Below are 13,988 nucleotides of genomic sequence, written 5' to 3'. Positions count from 1 at the left end.
TCAGCGGACCTCCAGTTCGGCGGGGACGATCCGGGGGCGCGGCACCCGGACCCGGGGCCGGCGCAGCGTGCCGGCACGGCGGGACGGTTCGGTGGCCCCGGCCGCGGCGCGCGGCGCCGGGACCGGCCCGCGGGCGGCGGGACGGCGTGGCGCGGGCGCGGTGAATCCGGCGTCACCGGGGCCGGCGTCGGCCAGGCCGAGGGCCGGGCCGGTGAAGCGGGCCGGCCCGGCGCGGCGGGTGCCGGCGAAGGCGGCCGGCGCGGTGGCCGCGAACCGGGCCAGCAGGTCGCCGCCGCCACGGGCCACGAGGCCGCGCGCCGCGGGCAGCGGCCGGCCGGCGGCGTCCGGGTCGTCGATGACGATCCGGTCGTACGCCGAGTCGTCGCTCAGCGCGGCGAACGCGGTGAGCGCGGTGTCGGGCAGCGCCGTGCCGTCGGGCAGCGCCACCGTGCGGCCGGCCGCCAGGCGGACGAACCCGGGGGTGGTGAGCTGCTCCTCGGGCGACAGGTCGCGGAACTGGCCGGGGGCGAAGTCGTCCTCGACCGGCTCGCCCAGCGCGCCGGCCAGCTTGTCGTCGCCGGCGCCGACGCTCACCCCGGTCAGGGTGAACCGGTTCGGGCCGCTGATCCGCGAGGTGCCCATCCGGGACAGCTCGGTGTCCAGCGGCAGCACGTTCTCCCGCACCGAGAGCAGGGCGCCCGGTTGCAGCAGCACCGGGCCGCTCCAGCCGGCCAGGTCGCGCAGGGTGACCGGCTCCCCGGCGGTGATGGCGGGGCGGACCTCCCACGCCTCGGGGGTGGACAGCGCCGCGCGCAGCGCCTCGCCGGCGTCCACGTAGCTGGGCTCGTCGGCCGCGGCGGTGTCCCCGTCGGTCCAGTTGAACTTCGCCGACACCTCCCAGAACAGGAACTTGATCCGCGCCTCGCCCCACGCCTTCCACGGGCCGGGACCGCTGATCCCGACCAGCAGGTTGACCGCCAGCAGCTCCTTGTCCTTGAACTTGAGCGACACCGTGGCGCCGATCTCGGCGGTGAACCAGAACGGCTTGAACTGGAACATCACGTCGAGCCAGGCGCGGCCGTCGATGACGAACCCGCCGCCCTCGAAGTGCAGCTTCAGCTCGGCCCCGAACTGGGCGGTGTTGCTGGTCACCGCGAGGTACGCGCTGAGGTTCAACCCCTTGCCGGACTTCTGCAGGGCGATGGCGAACCGTTTGACCGGCGGGAAGCCGGGCGGCGGGTTGTAGCGGGGGTGGAAGCCGCCGATGGAGACCGCGAAGGTGCTGCCCGCGCCCCACCGGGCGCGCAGCGCCATCTCTCCGGAGACCGGCCGGCCGAACAGCTTCGAGTCGATCAGCGCGGCGTCGACGCTGATCTCCCGCTTGGCGAAGTCCACGATGCCGGCCGAGTCGAGCCGGAACTTCCCGGCGTCCTTGAAGTCGATGACCAGCTTGCCGAGCAGCAGGATGCGCACCGGGTCGGGGAACTCGACCAGCACCGCGAGGTCGGCCACGACCTGGCCGCCGAGGAAGTTGAGCCGGACCATCGCACCGAGCACGGTGCCGGTGGTGTCCACCGGGAAGATCCGGCTCAATGTGGCGATGACCGCGGGCGCGTTGCCGACCGGGTCCGCCGGGAAGAGCAGCGCGTCCAGGGTGCCGGCGCGGGCGGCGTTGCGCACCTCCTCCGGGTTGGTCCGCCGGTTCCAGCCGACGACCAGGCCGAGACCGGTGATGGAGATGCCCCAGAACAGCATCAGCCCGGGGAACCACTCGTACGTGCCGGCCAGCAGCAGCGAGAAGGTGTGCCCGCCGTCGGCCTCGGTGAGCCGGCTGCCGTCCGGGCTGCGGGTGTTGAGGATGGCGGTGGCCTGGAGCCGGAAGCCCTTCATCGGGGCCAGCGGCGTGGTGGAGGTCATGCCGAGCTGGAGCACCCCGGCGTACATGCCGCGGGCCTCGTCGACGAACAGGTAACCGCCGCCGGAGACGATGCCGTTGTCCATCCGCAGCCCGACGCCGTCCGGGCCCTTGAACCGGGGGCGCAGGTTCGCGGCGCCCAGGTTGCCGCCGGTGGCCCGGTCACCGGACTCGGCGGGCAGCGCCGGCGGGAAGGTCAGGTCGGCCGCGACGCCGATGTTCTGCACCACGGCGTGCAGCGGGCCCAACGTGGCCCGGACCGTGGTGGTCAGGGTCAGGCTCAGCGCGCGCGTGGCGGTCGACGCCTCCAGCGCTATCCGCAGCCCCTCGATGCCCAACCCGTGCCAGGACAGGTGCACCGGGTACTCGGCGGCGAGCGCGGCCGCCCCGGACAGGTGCAGCCCGCCCCGCATGGACCAGGCCAGGCCGAGGTCGAGGCCGACCCGCAGCCCGTCGGCGGGGAGCAGCTTGGCCAGCAGGCCGTCGCCGTCGCCGGCCCGGACGACCAGTTCCGCCCGGCCGGCGCGGATGCTCAGCTCGACGTCGTCGCGGCCGGCGCCGAGGGTGGCCCGGCCGTCGATGACGAGCTGTTCGACGGCGAGGTGGGTGCCGCCGGGGGAGCCGAGGATCCAGCCGGGCTGCCCGGCCGGGGCGATCCGGGCGACCTCGGCGGCCCACTTCACCACCGCGGCGTCGCCGCTGAAGGTCACGCCCGCGCTGTTGACGGCCAGTGCCGGTCCGGCGCCGCTCAGCTCGGTGGCGACGGTCCACTTGCCGATGGCGCCGTCCAGGCGTGCCTCGCCGGTCGGGGCGAGGATCACCGTGAACCGGCCGTCCCAACTGGCCAGGCCGAGGGTGGCCCCGAGGCCGAAGGTGGGGGTCCAGGGCGCCAGCCCGGCACCCGGCGGCGGCGTGCCGTCGGGGGTTCGCAGGCCGCTGAACCGCAGCCGCAGCAGGCTGTCCGCCAGGCGCCGGCCAACCTCGCCCTGGTCGGGACCGAGGTCGGGCCGGACGCCCTGGTCGGCGTCGAGGCCCAGGGCCCGCAGCGCCCGGGCCAGCCGGGGCAGCAGCCGCGCGGAGAACTCGGCCACCCCCTCGGGGGTGTCCAACCCCTGCGGCGCGTAGCGGTCCGTGAAGTACGCGCCGGGGTCGCGGACCAGGTCGACCACCCGGTCCAGGTGCAGCTCGTCGCGACGCTTCGGCAGCCGGACCGGCGAGTCGCCCGGCGGCATCGGCGCGCTGGGCGCGTTGGCGGCGGCCGGGTCGACCAGGCCGAGCAGGTCGAGCACCGGCACGACCCAGGGCGCCCGGCGCAGCAGGTAGGTCAGCACCAGCAGGTCGACCAGGTCGTCGGCCAGCTCCTCGGCGAGCCCGCCCACGTCCGGCAGGCCGTTCTTCACCGTCGGCAGGTCGCCGATCTTGCCGACCACCCCGCCCACGGCCTCGCCCAGCTTGGTGAGGCCGGCGATGCTGTCGAGCTTGGCGTCGTCGCGCACCGCCGAGAGCGCCTCCAGGGCGTTCCCGACCGTGTCCGCCCACTCCTCGAAGCGGGCGGCGTCGAAGCCGCTCACCGCCTCCAGGTCCCAGCCGAGCGCCCGCATCAGCCGGGCCCGCCGCCACGGGTCGTACGCGGCCAGCACCGGTTCGGCGAACAGCCGGATCTCGTCCCACAGCAGGGCGAGCACGTTCTTCGGCTCGGTCATCGCAGCTCCCGTCCTCGCGTGCCGCCGGTCATGCCGTCACCCGCGGCAGGTCGCTCAGGTCCAGCCGCAGCGAGCCGCGGGCGGCCGAGAGGGTCCGCTCGCCCGCCGGCAGCGCCGGTACCGGCAGCGTGTAGCGGTGCCCGGTCGGCCAGGCGGGCCAGCCGACCAGCGTGGCCAGCGCGGTGGCCACCGGCGCGTCCGCGTTCACCACCTGCCGGATGGCGGTGATCAGCGCGGTCTCGTGCGCGTCGGTCCACCCGGTGGGCGGGCCGCTGAAGTCCGGGCCCAGCGCCTTCGCCCGGGTCAGCACGGTGTGCAGCTCGCTGGCCGCCCGGGGCCGGGAGCGGAACTCCGGCTTCTCACCCACCGAGGCGGGCGGGCCGACCGCGACGAGCTGGTGCGCCCGGTACTGCTGCCAGCACGCGAGCAGCGCGACCGACCGCTCGGAGGTGAACAGGTCGCCGATCCGGGCCCGGCGGGGCTGCCCGTCGGCGCCGGTCACCCCGGGCACCGTCGGGGTGGCCGCCGGGTCCGGCGAGTCCCAGTCGGTGACGAGCAGGTCGTGCAGCCGCTGCCGGGCGAGCGTCCAGAGGCCCCGGCGCACCCCGTCGTGGCCGCGCAGGGCCAGCGCGTACCGGTGCATCCAGTGCCAGGAGCGCAGCCCGAGCAGTTCCAGCGTGGTGCCCACCGATTCGCGGGCCGCGCCGGTCGAGTCGGTCTCCGCTGGGCGGGCCCTCAGCACCCGCAGCTCCGGGTGGAGCAGCCCGCCGCCGTCCTTGCCCCAGCCGGGCACCGCGTTGATCCCGCCGAGCCCGCCGAGCGCGTCGTAGGCGTCCCGGTCGGCGGCCCGCAGCCAGGCCAGGTACGCCCACATCTCGCCGGGCTCGGCGCCGATGTCCAGCGCCGGGGGCAGCGTGGTGGGCGCGGTCCGCGGTCCGTCCGCGCGCCAGCCGAACGGGCCGAACCGGAGCACCGCCGGGTCGTCGGCCGCGACGGCGTCGAACCAGCCGCCGGCCGCGTCGGGCACCCGGTTCTCGGCGACCGCGCGGAGCACCTTGAAGGTGGAGAGCTGCCGGGCGGCCCGGGCTCCGGGGTCGCCGCCGGCCGCGATCGCGGCGGCGAGCGCGGTCAGCGTGGGCCCGGTGCCGTGGTCCTGCGGCCGGGGCAGCAGCGCCTCCGGCAGCAGCTCCGACTCCGGGTCGAGGACCGGCCCGCTCCACTCGGCGTCGGTGGCGTGCCCCCGGTACGCGCCGAGCCGGATCAGCTCCGGGTGCCCGGGCGGCGGGTTGCCCGCGCCGGCCGGCCGGCCGGTCACCACCCGCGAGTAGAGCCGCTGGTCGGTCGCGGTGACCTCGTCGAAGAGCCAGACGTTCGGCTGCGCCAGCCGCTGGAGGGTGTCCCCGGCGACCTGCCAGGACTCCACCACCACGGGGCACCGCCAGCGTTTGTCCAGCCAGTGCTTGATCGCGACCTGGGTGGCCAGGTCGGCCACCCCGCTGACCGGCCCGAGGTAGCGCTCGGACTCCGGCACGTCGACCGGTTGCAGCCGGTCCGACCAGCGGGGCGCGGTCGCGCCGGCCGGCTCGACCGCCGCGCGCTCCCGCCGGGCGTACGCCTGGAACTCCCGCACCGCCCAGTAGGTGATCAGGCCGTAGCTGCCGTCGGTCGCCCCGGGGGTGTGGAAGCCCAACGTGGCCAGGTCGTGCTGGAGCCGGCTCACCCAGCGCTCGGTGACCAGCTTCGCCGGCCGCTCCACCCCGTCGTAGCGGGCGAGCGCGCTGCCGGTGGCGTCCTGGTCGCCGGCCCGCAGCACGAACCCGCCGTACGGCGCCGGGGTGGTCAGCGAGCAGCCGAACGACAGGTCCACGGTGTACGTGGTGAGCGCGGCGGCCCGGTTCTCCCCGGGCAGGTGCCACCAGAGCCGCTGGGTGGCGGTCTTGCACTCACCGGCCGGCCAGTCGAAGGTGATCTCGCCGAGGTTGTTGCGGCCGACGATCTCCTTGCCGTTGCCCCAGGAGCCCTTGTAGTGGTCCAGGTTGCGGGCCGCCGCCAGGTACTGGGCGAGCGCCTGGTCGCGGGGGAGCCCGGTCGGGTCGAGCACGGCCTCCGGGGTGCCGTCGCGGCGGACCTCCGGGTCGGCCTCGTCATGCCGGAGGAACTGCACGTACACGTTCCACTCGGGCTGCCGGCCGAGGATCTTCAGGGCGTCGTAGTCGCCGACCGACGGCCGGCCGGAGACCCACCAGGCGGTGGTGTCGTCGGCCCCGACGGTCACCCGTACGCCGGCCTGCATCCGCTGGCCCTCCTTGTCGGGCAGCTCGTTGGCCCAGCCGACCAGGTCGATCCGGCCGGTCGCGTCGAGCAGCGGCACGTAGCCGACGTCGTGCAGCGCCCGCGTCGCCATGTCCTCGTTGCGGAACGCGCTGGCCACGAAGCCGGCGAGCACGCCCTCGGTGCGGTTGACCCCCTCGTACGGCTTGGCCCGGTCGGGTCCGCAGGCGTAGGGGAGCGTCGCCGAGTAGCGGATCCGCTCGGCCGAGCCGAAGTGGATGTCCCCGCCGAGCAGGACCAGCCGCCGGCGGCGTATCCCGTCCGGGCCGGGCGGCGCGGCGGCGAAGAGCCGGGCCAGTACCTTGTGCACGGCGGCGTCGCTGGCCACCCAGGCATCCTCGGCGTCGGCGGTCCACCGTCCCGCGGTCGCCCTGGCCAGCGGCTGGGCGAACTGCTCCAGGATCGGCACGCCGAACAGCGCCACCGGCTGGGCGACCACGGTGACGGCGTCGTCGCCGAGCACCCCGCCGCCGGTGAGCATCGCGTCGAGCGGGTCGTCGTCGAGCAGCAGCCCGCCGGGGTGGCCGGGCCCGCCCGGATACTGCCGCCAGGTCCGGGTGTCCAGCGCGATCAGCTGGTACCGCGGCCAGGTCACCGTGTAGTGGTAGGTCAGCGCGCCGGCCGGGCGGGCCAGCTTCCCCTCCGGGGTGACCCCGGTGGGCAACCCCACCCGGGTACGCAGGGCCAGGTCGTCGGCGTCGTTCGGCGCGGCCGACCAGCCGCGCAGCGCGGTGAGCGCGGCCCGGCCGGCCTCCCCGGCGGGGCCGCTGTCGGCGAACCGCTCCGGGGTGTTGCCCCAGGCCTGGAAGACCACGAAGGCGGCCATCGCGTTGCGCACGATCCGCCGGCCCAGCGTCGAGTTGACCACCGCGTCGTTCACCCAGGACCGGGTCATGTTCCAGTCGTCGGTGACCTCGTGGTCGTCGGCGACCATGTACGTCGTCACGTTGGCGAGCTGCCGGCGCACGGCGGCCAGGCCGGCCCGGAAACCGGTGAGCGCGAGGGCCTGCCGCTGCCACCGCTCCCAGCGCTCGATGATCTCCTTCTGCTGGGCGCTGGGGGAGTACGGCCGGCCGGCGCGCATCAGGTCGTAGACCGTCTCGCCGGGCCGGCGGTCCTGCGGGTCCTTGAGGATCCGGGTGTCCGCGGGCAGCACGTGCTCGAAGGTCGGCCAGTTCGTCGGCCAGAGCACGTCCGACCAGGCCAGCAGGTACATGCACAGGTACTCGCGCAGCGACATCAGGTGGCTGTCGGCGGCGCCGGAGGTGAACTTCGCGTCCCGGGCCATGGCGGTGGCCCGCTTGCCCGGCAGGTACGTGAGGTCGGTCGGTGGCGAGCTGGTGCCGACCGGCATCGACTCCGGGGCGAGCCCCAGCCGTGCCGCCACCCCCTGGTAGGCGGGGACCGCCGGGTCGCTGCCGACGGCCGGCAGCGCGTCGTGGCCGTGGATGATGCCGAGCAGCGGATCCGCCACGTCGTCGGCGTAGATCTGGTCGCCGCCGAGGACGAGCTGGTGCGGGCGGAGCGCCGGGTCTCCGCCGGCGGCCGCGATGATCGGGTCGAGGACGGGGAAGGCGTCCTGGCCCTCGCCGTGCGGCTTGCGGCACGAGCCGTGGAAGATCCGCAGCTGGTTGGGGTCGGTCGGCGGGGTGACGAAGGTGGGCACCGCCGGCGCGGCGGCCGGCGCCTGCGGGTGGCCCTGGTAGGTCAGCGCGGTGCGGGCGGCCGCGGCGGTGGCGGCCACCACGTCGGGGTCGAAGAGGCTGCCCGCGCTCGTCCCGCCGGCGAAGGCCAGGTCGTAGCCGTAGAGGGTGCCGGGGGCGAGGGTCACCCCGGTGACGGTCACCGCGGCCACGTGCAGCCGGTCGGCGAGCTTGACGGTGGCCCGGCTCCCGGTGCCGACGGTCGCGCCGCGGGCGTAGCCGGGGGCGGCGCCGAGCGCGAAGACGGTCAGCGTCACCGTGGACTCGGCGCGCAGGGCGACGAAGACGGTGACGCCGGTCGGGTCGACGCGGCGCACGATCGGGCCGCAGAGTACGAGGGGCAGGCCGGTCGGAGCGGTCATGCGGTGTCCCTTCACCCGCGGCCGGTGTTCCTTCCGGCCTTGATTGAAGTCACTGCGTAACCGCTCGACCACCCTCGCAACAGCGCGAAGGTTCGACCTTGCCGGACGACAACCATCGGGCCGACGACGGGCGGGCCCGCCTGACCGTCCAGGCTGAACGTCCACTCAGGTGTTTCCGGTGGCGGAGACCCGACAGGTGCTTGCTCGGCCGACGACCGGACGCTAGGGGCACACGGCAGGGGACCCGCACCCTGCCGCGGGTGCGGGTCCCCTGTTGCGCGGTGGCTCAGTAGACGGTCACGCCGTACGCGCTCGCCGCCTCGGTGACGGGCTGGAAGAAGGTGGTGCCGCCGGTCCGGCAGTTGCCGCTGCCGCCGGAGGTGATGCCGAGCGCCTTCGTGCCGTCGTAGAGCGCGCCGCCGGAGTCGCCCGGCTCGGCGCAGACCGTGGTCTGGATCATGCCCCGCACGGTGCCGCTGCCCTGGTAGCGGACCGTCACGTTCAAGGCCGTCACGGTGCCGCTGTGGGTGCCGGTGGTCGATCCGGTGCGCTTGACCGCCTCGCCGACGAACGCGTTCGCGGCCGTGTAGCCGCCCGGGTGGCTGAGCGCGGCGTTGTCGTAGCGGACCAGGGCGTAGTCGTTGCCGGGGAAGCTGGAGCTGACCGTCGGGCCGATGAGGGTGGTCTGGCTGGAGTTGGTGTACCAGGTGTTGGCCACGTCGCCGCAGTGCCCGGCGGTGAGGAAGTAGTAGACGCCGGACTTCACCACGTTGAAGCCGAGCGAGCAGCGGTAGCCGCCGCCGTAGATGGCGTTGCCGGCCGAGAGCAGCGGGCGGAAGACCCCCTTGGCCCGGTCCACCCGGATCGCGCCGGCCGTGGCTCCGGCGCTCTTCTTGAGCGTGGCGAGTTCGGCGGCCGAGACGCTCTCGTCGGCGGTCACCACCACGCGGCGGGATGCCGCGTCCACGTGCCAGGCGACGCCCTCGACGCCGGAGGCCGCCACGGCGGCGTCGACCCGGGCGAGTTGGTCGGCGGTGAAACTCGGGGCGGCCGAGGCGGCGCCCGGCACGGCGAAGGCGCCGGCGGCCACCAGGCCGACGGTCGCGGCGAGCAGGGGGGTGAGTCGGCTTCGGCGGATTCTCACGGTCTTCTCCTCGGACGGTGAAGGCCGCCGGTTGCGTCGGCGTCCAGGCCGTGTCGCCGGGATCGGCTCGGGGTGTGACCTCGGCGAACGCTGTAGCGGCGAGTATCCACCCGGGTCGATGCCGGGACAAGAGGTCGGCGGCGCGTCGGCCGATGCTGACTAGGGTGGTCTCGGGGAGGTGCGGCGACATGGTGGAGCTGAGCGGCGACGCGCGGGCCGGACTGGAGGCGGTGGTGCCCGGCGGGGTGGCCACCCGGGCGGCGGACCGGCTCCGGCTGGCGCACGACGCGTCGCACTACCTTCTGCACCCGAGCGCGGTGGTCACCCCGGCCGACGCCGACCAGGTCGCCGCCCTGCTGCGGCACAGCCGCCGCACCGGCACGCCGCTCACGTTCCGCTCCGGCGGCACCAGCCTCAGCGGGCAGGCGGTCACCGACCGGCTGCTCGTCGACACCCGCCGGCACTTCCGTGACCTGGACGTCCTCGACGACGGCCGGCGGGTGCGGGTGCAGCCCGGGGTGGTGCTGCGGCAGGTCAACGCCCGGCTCGCCCCCTACGGCCGCAAGCTCGGCCCGGACCCGGCCAGCGAGTCCGCCTGCACCGTCGGCGGCGTGGTCGCCAACAACTCCAGCGGGATGACCTGCGGCACCGAGTTCAACACCTACCGGACCCTGGAGTCGCTGCTGCTGGTGCTGCCCAGCGGCACCGTGCTCGACACCGGCGCCCCCGACGCCGGCGCCCGGCTGCGCGCCGCCGAACCGGACCTGCACGCCGGCCTGCTGCGGCTGCGCGACCGGGTCCGCGGCAACCCCGACTCGGTGCGCCGGGTCCGCGCCCAGTACGCCATGAAGAACACCATGGGGTACGGGGTGAACGCCTTCCTCGACCACGACGACCCCGCCGACCTGCTCACCCGGCTCGTGGTGGGCAGCGAGGGCACGCTCGCCTTCGTGGCGGCGGCGACCTTCCGCACCGTACCCGTGCACCGGCACGCCGCGACCGGCCTGCTGGTCTTCGACACCCTGGCCGCGGCGATGGCCGCCATGCCGGCGCTGGTGGCCGCCGGGCCGGCGGCGATCGAGCTGCTCGACGCGGCCGCCCTGCGGGTCGCCCAGCGGGACCCGCGGGCGGACGCCGCGCTGCGCGGCCTGGCCGTCCGCGACCACGCGGCGCTGCTCGTCGAGTGGCAGGAGTCCGACCCGGAGGCGCTGGCCGAGCGCGTGGCCACCGCCGGGCCGGTGCTGGCCGACCTGCCGCTGACCACCCCGGCCCGGCTCAGCGGCGAGGCGCCTGCCCGCGCCGCGCTCTGGCACATCCGCAAGGGCCTGTACGCGGCGGTGGCCGGCGCCCGCCCGTCCGGCACCACGGCGCTGCTGGAGGACATCGCCGTGCCGGTCGAGGCCCTCGCCGACACCTGCGCCGCGCTCGCCGGCCTCTTCGACCGGCACCGGTACGAGGAGAGCGTCATCTTCGGCCACGCCAAGGACGGCAACCTGCACTTCATGCTCAACGAGCGGTTCGCCGGCGGGGCGGCCCCGGAACGCTACGCCGACTTCACCGAGGAGATGGTCGACCTGGTGCTCGGCCACGGCGGCACGCTCAAGGCCGAGCACGGCACCGGCCGGGTGATGGCCCCCTACGTGCGTCGCCAGTTCGGCGACGAGCTGTACGCGGTCATGCGCGAGGTCAAGACGCTCTGCGACCCCGACGGCGTGCTCAACCCGGGCGTGCTGCTCAGCGACGACCCGGAGATCCACATGCGGCACCTGAAGACCGTGCCGACGGTGGAGGAGGAGGTGGACCGCTGCGTCGAGTGCGGCTACTGCGAGCCGGTCTGCCCGAGCCGCGACCTGACCACCACCCCCCGGCAGCGGATCGTGCTGCGCCGGGAGATCGCCGCCGCCCGCGCCGCCGGCGACCCGGCGCTGGCCGAGGAACTGGAGCGCGCCTACGACTACGACGCGGTCGACACCTGCGCCGTGGACGGCATGTGCGCCACCGCCTGCCCGGTCCTCATCAACACGGGTGACCTGGTGAAGCGGCTGCGGGCCGACCGCAACGGCGCGGCCGCGCAGGCCGGCTGGCGGGGCGCCGCCCGCCGCTGGGGCGCCACCACCCGGGGCATGGCCCGCGGGTTGGACCTGGCCCGCGCGCTGCCGCCCGCGCTGCCTGAGGCGGCAACCCGGGCCGCCCGCGCGGTCCTCGGCGCCGAACGGGTCCCGCAGTGGCAGCGGGACCTGCCCCGGGGCGGCCGGCCGCGCCGGCCCCGCCCGGTCGGTGAGCCGGACGCCGTCTTCGTCCCCTCCTGCCTCGGGACCCTCTTCGCCCCGGCCGACGGCGGCTCCGGAGTGGCCGCCGCCCTGCTCACCCTCGCCGACCGGGCCGGCGTGCGCCTGCTCGTGCCCGACGGCATCGGGAGCATGTGCTGCGGCACCCCGTGGTCGTCCAAGGGCCTCACGGCCGGCTACCGGGCGGTGCGGGACCGGGTGCCGCCGGCGCTGCGGGCGGCCAGCCGCGACGGCGCCCTGCCGGTGGTCAGCGACGCCGCGTCCTGCACCGAGGGCTTCGCGAAGCTGCTCGCGGACGCCGGCGACCCGCGGGTGGTCGACGCCGTCGCGTACGCGGCCACCGAGCTGCTGCCCCGGCTCACCGTGCGCCGCCGGCTCGGCACCCTGGCGCTGCACCCGACCTGCTCGTCCACGCGGCTCGGACTGGACGACGCGCTGCTCGCCGTGGCCTCGGCCGTCGCCGACGAGGTGGTGGTGCCCGAGGGGTGGCAGTGCTGCGGGTTCGCCGGCGACAGGGGCCTGCTGCACCCCGAGCTGACCGCGTCGGCCACCCGCGCCGAGGCCGCCGCCGTCGCCGGCCGCTCCTTCGACGGGTACGCCTCGGTGAACCGCACCTGCGAGATCGGCATGGCCCGGGCCACCGGGCAGCCGTACCGCCACCTGCTCGAACTGCTGGCCGACGCCACGGCCTGACCGGGGCGGGTAGCATCCCGCGACGTGCTGCGTAGTTGGTGGATGGCCGGCCTCATGCTCGTGGTCGGAGCGATCGTCGCGGTCCGGGCGTACAGCCCGGTGGTGGGTGCCGTCGAGCTCCTGGTCTTCGCGGTCCTGGCGGCGCTCTTCTCGCCGCTGGTGTTCCCGCGGTCGCTGACCGCCGCCGAGGCGCGGGAGCGCAGCGCGCGCGACGGGCGGCCGATCGTCTACTGGCGGCCCGGCTGCCGCTACTGCCTGCGCCTGCGGTTGCGGCTCGGTCACCGGGCCGGGCGGGCGTACTGGGTGAACATCTGGCGCGACCCCGACGGGGCGGCGGCGGTCCGAGCGGTCACCGGCGGCGACGAGACGGTCCCGACCGTGGTGCTGCCCGGCGAGGCCGTGGTCAACCCGGAGCCGGCCTGGCTGCGCGAACGCCTGCCCGCCTGACCGGACCCTGCGACCGGATCGGCCCCCACCCGCCTCAAGATCGACACCAGCTCGCGGGAGGTGGCGTATCCGGGCGGCCCGGACACCCTCACCTCGCCGAGCTGGTGTCGATCTCGGCCCCTTCGAGGTGCGGGGGTGGGGGCGCGCGGTGTCCGGGCAGACTGGGGACGTGGACGGGTTGCGGGAACTGCTCGGGGTGGATGTACCGGTGGTGGTGGCGCCGATGGCCGGCGGGCCGACCACCACGAGGCTGGCGACGGCGGTGGGCGCGGCGGGTGCCTTCGCGTTCCTGGCCGCCGGCTACAAGACGCCCGAGGCGGTGGCGGCCGAGATCGCCGAGCGGCGCGCCGCCGGCCAGCCGTTCGGGGTGAACGTCTTCGTGCCCACCCCGGTGCCGGTGGCGGAGGCGGAGTTCCGCCGCTACGCGGCCCGGATCGCCGGCGAGGGCGCGCCCTACGACCTCGACCTGGCGGCTGCCGCACGCACCGAGGACGACGACCACTGGGCGGCGAAACTCGACCTGCTGCGCGCCGAGCCGGTGCCGGTGGTCAGCTTCACCTTCGGCCTGCCGCCCGCGTCCGTGGTCCGGGACCTGCGGCGGGCCGGCACCCGGGTGCTGGTCACGGTGACCGGCCCGGCCGAGGCGGCGGCCGCGGCCGACCTCGGGGTGGACGGGCTGGTCGCGCAGAGCGGCGTGGCCGGTGGGCACCTGGGCACCTTCACCCCGGACGCCCCGCCGCCGCCGCGGCCGCTGCCCGACCTGCTCGCGTCGGTGGCCGGCCGCACGGGGCTGCCCGTGCTCGGGGCGGGCGGGGTCGGCGGTCCCGGAGACGTCCGGGCGGCGCTGGCCGCCGGCGCCACCGGCATGCTGGTCGGCACGCTGCTGCTGCGCGCCGACGAAGCCGGCACCGGCCGCACCCACCGCGCCGCGCTGGCCGACCCGCAGCGGGACCGGACCGTGGTCACCCGCGCCTTCACCGGCCGCCCGGCGCGCGGGCTGCGCAACGGCTTCATCGACCGGCACGAGGCGGCGGCCCCGCTCGGCTACCCCGCCCTGCACCACCTGACCCGGCCACTGCGGGTCGCCGCGGCCGGGGCCGGTGACGCCGACCGCCTGCACCTGTGGGCCGGCACCGGCTGGCGCGGCGCCCGGGACGCCCCGGTCGCCGACATCCTCACGGACCTGACCCGCACCCTCTGACCGCGCCACCGTCGCCCGAGATCGACGCCGGCTCGCGGGAGGTGGCGGTGTCCGAGCCCGCGGAAGCGGCCACCTCGCCGATGTCGCGGCGGATGGGCGGGCGGGATCGACGCCGGCTCGCGGGAGGTGGCGGTGTCCGAGCCCGCGGAAGCGGCCACCTCGCCGATGTCGCGGCGGATGGGCGGGCGGGATCGACGCCGG

Annotated in this window: 6 protein-coding genes; 3 read left to right on the top strand and 3 right to left on the bottom strand. The window is 75.9% G+C overall.

Features of this window, described 5'->3' with window-relative positions; all coding sequences use genetic code 11:
* The 3 genes from ABZ452_RS31290 to ABZ452_RS31280 all read right to left on the bottom strand — a co-directional run bounded on the left by ABZ452_RS31290 (nt 1) and on the right by ABZ452_RS31280 (nt 9,158).
* The gene (locus ABZ452_RS31290; protein ID WP_357950699.1) at nt 1–3,618 is read right to left on the bottom strand and encodes a DUF6603 domain-containing protein; all 3,618 of its coding nucleotides are present in this window, start codon (nt 3,616–3,618) and stop codon (nt 1–3) included.
* Nucleotides 3,619–3,646: 28 nt separating this feature from the next.
* The gene (locus tag ABZ452_RS31285; protein ID WP_357950696.1) at nt 3,647–8,014 is read right to left on the bottom strand and encodes a peptidoglycan-binding domain-containing protein; all 4,368 of its coding nucleotides are present in this window, start codon (nt 8,012–8,014) and stop codon (nt 3,647–3,649) included.
* Nucleotides 8,015–8,300: 286 nt separating this feature from the next.
* Nucleotides 8,301–9,158 (bottom strand): S1 family peptidase, encoded by an 858-nt coding sequence (locus ABZ452_RS31280; protein ID WP_357950693.1) that lies wholly within the window; start codon nt 9,156–9,158, stop codon nt 8,301–8,303.
* Nucleotides 9,159–9,346: 188 nt separating this feature from the next.
* On the opposite strand from ABZ452_RS31280, the gene ABZ452_RS31275 reads away from it, so the two are divergent.
* The 3 genes from ABZ452_RS31275 (at nt 9,347) to ABZ452_RS31265 (ending at nt 13,787) form a co-directional block, all read left to right on the top strand.
* Nucleotides 9,347–12,139, top strand: coding sequence for an FAD-binding and (Fe-S)-binding domain-containing protein (locus ABZ452_RS31275; RefSeq protein WP_357950690.1), 2,793 nt, complete (start codon nt 9,347–9,349; stop codon nt 12,137–12,139).
* 24 nt (nt 12,140–12,163) lie between these two features.
* On the top strand, nt 12,164–12,586 hold the full coding sequence (locus ABZ452_RS31270) for a glutaredoxin domain-containing protein (RefSeq protein WP_357950688.1): 423 nt from the start codon (nt 12,164–12,166) through the stop codon (nt 12,584–12,586).
* A gap of 169 nt (nt 12,587–12,755) precedes the next feature.
* On the top strand, nt 12,756–13,787 hold the full coding sequence (locus ABZ452_RS31265; RefSeq protein WP_357950685.1) for a nitronate monooxygenase: 1,032 nt from the start codon (nt 12,756–12,758) through the stop codon (nt 13,785–13,787).
* Nucleotides 13,788–13,988 lie beyond the last annotated feature (201 nt).

Origin of the sequence: Micromonospora sp. NPDC005707 (assembly GCF_040631005.1) — a bacterium.
Classification (GTDB): Bacteria; Actinomycetota; Actinomycetes; order Mycobacteriales; family Micromonosporaceae; genus Micromonospora.
The sequence above is the reverse complement of the archived record's forward strand: the minus strand, read 5'-3'. Positions and strand labels throughout refer to the sequence as shown.

Coding starts and splice junctions, on each gene's coding strand:
- ABZ452_RS31290 (WP_357950699.1), bottom strand. CDS start 3,618: ATGACCGAGCCGAAGAACGTGCTCGCCCTGCTGTGGGACGAGATCCGG.
- ABZ452_RS31285 (WP_357950696.1), bottom strand. CDS start 8,014: ATGACCGCTCCGACCGGCCTGCCCCTCGTACTCTGCGGCCCGATCGTG.
- ABZ452_RS31275 (WP_357950690.1), top strand. CDS start 9,347: ATGGTGGAGCTGAGCGGCGACGCGCGGGCCGGACTGGAGGCGGTGGTG.